Annotated in this window: 3 protein-coding genes; all 3 read right to left on the reverse strand. The window is 70.9% G+C overall.

The features are described 5' to 3' along the window. Nucleotides 1-181 (reverse strand): hypothetical protein (locus tag D7V93_RS46245; RefSeq protein ID WP_208723279.1); only part of this gene is annotated, 181 nt, incomplete at its 3' end. Between the two features lie 628 nt (nt 182-809). Further along, on the reverse strand, nt 810-3179 hold the full coding sequence (locus D7V93_RS47055) for an RCC1 domain-containing protein (RefSeq protein WP_244237736.1): 2370 nt from the start codon (nt 3177-3179) through the stop codon (nt 810-812). A gap of 355 nt (nt 3180-3534) precedes the next feature. Next, a partial coding sequence (locus tag D7V93_RS37365; protein WP_372338397.1) for an RCC1 domain-containing protein occupies nt 3535-5180 on the reverse strand: 1646 nt, incomplete at its 5' end.

Genomic DNA, 5180 nt, shown 5'->3' on the forward strand with positions numbered 1-5180 from the left:
AAACTACGCCATCCTTCCTGAGGAACAGGGAGTGGTAGGCGCCTGCGGCCACAGCCTGCGGCACCTTCACGGCGGTGATGGCCTGACGGGTGGTCGTCACAGCCCCGACGTCACCGTCGGACTCAGGCTGCGGCCCACCACAGCCCACGGCCGCGAGAATGCCGACGGCCAGAATCACCACCCAACTGCCTCTTGTTCGCTTCACGGAAGCCCCCTTGCGTGTGACTCATTCCCTTCCCGGCGACAGCGCCGAGCCCACGGATGCACAGGCGTGCTGGGAAATGAGTGGGGGAACCTCTACCCGAGGTGTGAGTGCTTGCGCCTCTGAGTCGACTTGGCCCCCCTTGGGAGGCAAGGGCAACCATCCCCCCCGGCCCAATCCGCTCCGGAGGTCGCCCACGTCCTCGCTGATCCGCTTGGGGCGCTTCACGAGTAGCTCCACACGGTGGGCCAATTCAGGCTTGTCCCCCGCCCGTTTCTGGGCCCACCGGATGATGGTGGCCAGCGCCTGGTCGGGGTCGAGCTTCGCTGGCCCCGTGCTGCGCAAGGCGAGCCGGTAGCGCGTCTCCAAGCGTGATCCGGCCCCGCTGCCCACTCCGACCGGACATCGCTCTCAGCGATCGTCCAGCCGATCATCGGCGGGCTGACCAGGTGAAAGGGATTGCTCCGCCCTGACGTGTGAGCCTTGCGATGTCCGGACAACGACTGCCGGAAGCGCTGCCCACCAGGACCGTCCGCGCCCCTGGGTCCTTGTCACAGACGTCTACGACGTGCTGGGCGCCTGCCAGGCACAGGCGCCCAGCGCCTCGTCAGGGGCTCAGGCCCGGCACCTGCACGGGCATGAGGCGGTTCGTGACTGTCCCGTCGCCGAGCTGGCCATTGACGTTGTAGCCCCAGGCCCAGACGGTACCGTCCTGCTTCACGGCGAGCGAGTGGGAGGTGCCACCAGCGAGGGCCGCGACGCCCGTCAAGCCCTGCGCCTGCACCGGCGTGAGGCGGTTCGTGCCTGTCCCGTCGCCGAGCTGGCCGAGGTTGTTGAGTCCCCAGGCCCAGACGGTGCCGTCCTGCTTCAAGGCCAGCGAGTGGGCGTTGCTACCAGCGAGGGCCGCGACGCCCGTCAAGCCCTGCACCTGCACGGGCGTGAGGCGGGTAATGCCTGTCCCGTCGCCGAGCTGGCCATTGAAGTTGTACCCCCAGGCCCAGACGGTGCCGTCCTGCTTCAAGGCGAGCGAGTGGTTGAGGCCAGCGGCGAGGGCCGCGACGCCCGTCAGGCCCTGCACCTGCACGGGCGTGAGGCGCTGGGTGGTTGTCCCATCCCCGAGCTGGCCCTCGCCGTTGCGTCCCCAGGCCCAGACGGTGCCGTCCTGCTTCACGGCGAGCGAGCAGGTGCTGTTAGCGGCGAGGGCCACGACGCCCGTCAGGCCCGGCACCTGTACGGGCGTGAGGCGCTGGGTGACTGTCCCGTCCCCGAGTTGGCCGTAACCGTTGTAGCCCCAGGCCCAGACGGTGCCGTCCTGCTTCACGGCGAGCGTGTGGTTGGTGCCAGCGGCGAGGGCCGCGATGCCCGTCAAGCCCGGCACCTGCACGGGCGTGAGGCGCTGGGTGGTTGTCCCGTCGCCGAACTGGCCAGTGGCGTTGTTCCCCCAGGCCCAGACGGTGCCGTCCTGCTTCAAGGCGAGCGAATGCTGGTAGCCAGCGGCGAGGGCCGCGACGCCCGTCAGGCCCTGCACCTGCGCGGGCGTGAGGCGCTGGGTGGTGGTCCCGTCGCCGAGCTGGCCTCTGTCATTGGCGCCCCAGGCCCAGACGGTGCCGTCCTGCTTCAAGGCCAGCGTGTGGGCGTTGCCCGCGGCGAGACGAGCCCCGCTGCTCGCGGCGCAGGCGGCACCGCCCTGGAGGGCGAAGGCGAAGCGGGTGGAGAGGCCGAGGGCGTTGGTGACGGTGGCCGTCACCGAGGCCGTCGTGCCCGAGGGAAGGCAAGAGGGCGCCGTCCAGAGGACTTCGCTGGTGGAGGCGGTGCTGGTGGCCGTGCCCAGGGTGCCGGTGGTGGTGGCCCAGGTGAAGCCAAGGACACTGCCCTGGGCATCCCGCGCCTTCACCCGGAAGACGACGGTGCCGCCGGAGGCCGGCACGCTTGCGCTCGACTGGGAAGTCTCCACCACCTCGGGCGGGAAGCGCCCTGAAGTCTCCGGGCCCACGTAGATGCCCAGGCTGCCCGTGCCCTGGCCGCCCCGGCCGTCCGAGACCACCACGGTGAGAGTGCAGGTACCGCCGGACGGTAGCGCCGAGGGCGTGAAGCTGGCGCTGGCCGAGGTGGCATTCGTCCACGTCCCCGTGCACGAGGCCGTCCACTGGTAGGCGAGGCTGTCTGCGTCCGCGTCACTCGCGACGGCCGCCACCGCCGTCGCCTGCCCCACCGCCACGGAGGAAGGCAGCGCCGTCACCCCGGCCACCTGGGGCCAGGTGTTGACGGTGACGTTGACGGCCGCGCTGCCATTGCCGGTGCTCACCGTGATGGTGACACTCAGCGAAGTGCTGGCACCCTTGGAGTCCGTCACCTTCAGCGTCAGCACCACGGGGCCAGAAGCAGCTGGCGCCGTCCAGGCCGTGGAGAGGCTGGAAGCGGCGCCGAAGCTGCCCGTGCTGGCCGTCCAGGCGTAGGTGAGGGTGTCGCCCGCGTTGGCGTCCTCCGCGGTGGCCTGCAGGGCCACCACGCCGCCCGGGGCCACCGTGCCGGGGCTGGCCACCAGGGAGGTAATCCGCGGCGCCACGTTCTCAAAGGGCGCCGGTGCATTCACCTCCTGCAAGAGCAGCGTCACCGCCGTCGTCTGGCTGGCCTGGATGGTGACGGGCGTCACCTGGCCGGAGTAGCGCACGGCGTTGGAGGCATCGAAGGCTTGCGCGCTGAAGGTGCGGCCGGTGCCCGCGGGCAACTGGCCCAGCACCCCGCCCCACTGGGCGCCGGACTTCACCAGCACCTCGGTGCGCGTCGTCATGCCGGTGCCGCTCACTGTGAGTTCCACCCGCGCCACGTCACTGGCGCTGAGGGCCTGCGGCAGCGTGCCCACCACCTGTGCACTGCCTTCCGCCTCCTCGGGTTGCTGCGCCCCACCGCACCCGGCCAAGGCCAGCACCAGCCCCAAGGCCAGACACGCCAGCCCGCTTCGACTTCCTCTTTGCATGGACGTCTCCCCCGTGTGTCACTGGATGGGCCTCCCCGAAAGGCAATCCGCACCCACGTGGACGGGTGCCTGACTCAGGAGAGGAGTGCAGGACTCTAGCGGGAGTTCCCACCCTTCGCGCCTGAGTCAGCCCAGCGCCACGGCGGTCCGCACGGACCTGGCTGCGCGGACGTCTGTCGATGGGAAAGCGTCTGCTGTAGCGCACCCCTGCCGCCCCGGGGCGCGGATGGATGGGCCGGTGCTGTGATGGCGGAGGCCAGCGGGGACTGGACGTCCAGCCCCGGCTCCTCACCAATAAAGCGCAGACGTCTGCGATGTGCTGGGCGCCTGCCGAACGAAAGCGCCCAGCGCCTCGTCAGAGACTCAGGCCGGACACCTGCACCGGTGTAAGACGGGCGGTGGTCGTCCCGTCGCCGAGCTGGCCATTGGCGTTGTCGCCCCAGGCCCAGACGGTGCCGTCCTGCTTCAAGGCCAGCGAGTGGGAGTCGCCACCAGCGAGCGCCGCGACGCCCGGCATGCCCTGCGCCTGCACCGGCGTGAGGCGGTTCGTGCCTGTCCCGTCGCCGAGCTGGCCGAGGTTGTTGAGTCCCCAGACCCAGACGGTGCCGTCCTGCTTCAAGGCCAGCGAGTGGTAGGCGCCAACGGAGAGGGCCGCGACGCCCGTCAAGCCCGGCACCTGCACCGGCGTGAGGCGGTTGGTGTTCGTCCCGTCGCCGAGCTGGCCGAAGGTATTGCGTCCCCAGGCCCAGACGGTGCCGTCCTGCTTCAAGGCGAGCGAGTGGTAGATGCCAGCGGCGAGGGCCGAGACGCCCATCAGGCCCTGCACCTGCACGGGCGTGAGGCGCTGGGTGGTTGTCCCATCCCCGAGTTGGCCGTAAACGTTGTAGCCCCAGGCCCAGACGGTGCCGTCCTGCTTCAAGGCGAGCGAGTAGTTGTTGTTAGCGGTGAGGGCCACGACGCCCGTCAGGCCCGGCACCTGCACGGACGTGAGGCGCTGGGTGGTTGTCCCATCCCCGAGTTGGCCGTAACCGTTGAAGCCCCAGGCCCAGACGGTGCCGTCCTGCTTCACGGCGAGCGCGTGGTTGGTGCCAGCGGCGAGGGCCGCGATGCCCGTCAAGCCCGGCACCTGCACGGGCGTGAGGCGCTGGGTGGTTGTCCCGTCGCCGAGCTGGCCTCTGTCATTGGCGCCCCAGGCCCAGACGGTGCCGTCCTGCTTCAAGGCGAGCGCGTGGATGCCGCCAGCGCCGAGGGCCGCGACGCCCGTCAAGCCTTGCACCTGCGCGGGCGTGAGGCGCTGGGTGGTGGTCCCGTCGCCGAGCTGGCCTCTGTCATTGGCGCCCCAGGCCCAGACGGTGCCGTCCTGCTTCAAGGCAAGGGAGTGGTAGTAGCCAGCGGCGAGACGAGCCCCGCTGCTCGCGGCGCAGGCGGCACCGCCCTGGAGGGCGAAGGCGAAGCGGGTGGAGAGGCCGAGGGCGTTGGTGACGGTGGCCGTCACCGAGGCCGTCGTGCCCGAGGGGACGCAGGAGGGCGCCGTCCAGAGGACTTCGCTGGTGGAGGCGGTGCTGGTGGCCGTGCCCAGCGTGCCCGTGCTGAAGGCCCACGCGAAGCTGAGGGCGCTGGCCTGAGGGTCCTTCGCCCGCACGCGGAAGACGACGGTGCCTCCTGCCACCGGCACCGTGGCCACCGACTGGTACGTCTCCTCCACCTCGGGCGGAAAGCGGCCTGAAGTCCCCGGGCCCACGTAGATGCCCAGACTGCCCTGCCCCTGGCCGCCCCGGCCGTCCGAGGCCACCACGGTAAGCGTGCAGGTGCCGCCAGACGGCTGCGCCGAGGGCGTAAAGCTGGCGGAGGCGGAGGTGGCATTCGTCCACGTGCCCGTGCACGAGGCCGTCCACTGGTAGGCGAGGCTGTCTGCGTCCGCGTCACTCGCGACGGCCGCCACCGCCGTCGCCTGCCCCACCGCCACGGAGGAAGGCAGCGCCGTCACCCCGGCCACCTGGG

It is taken from the genome of Corallococcus llansteffanensis (genome assembly GCF_003612055.1).
In the GTDB taxonomy this organism is placed as follows: domain Bacteria; phylum Myxococcota; class Myxococcia; order Myxococcales; family Myxococcaceae; genus Corallococcus; species Corallococcus llansteffanensis.

Excerpts from the sequence above, each read along its gene's own strand:
- D7V93_RS47055 (WP_244237736.1), bottom strand. The coding sequence starts at position 3,179 with ATGCAAAGAGGAAGTCGAAGCGGGCTGGCGTGTCTGGCCTTGGGGCTG.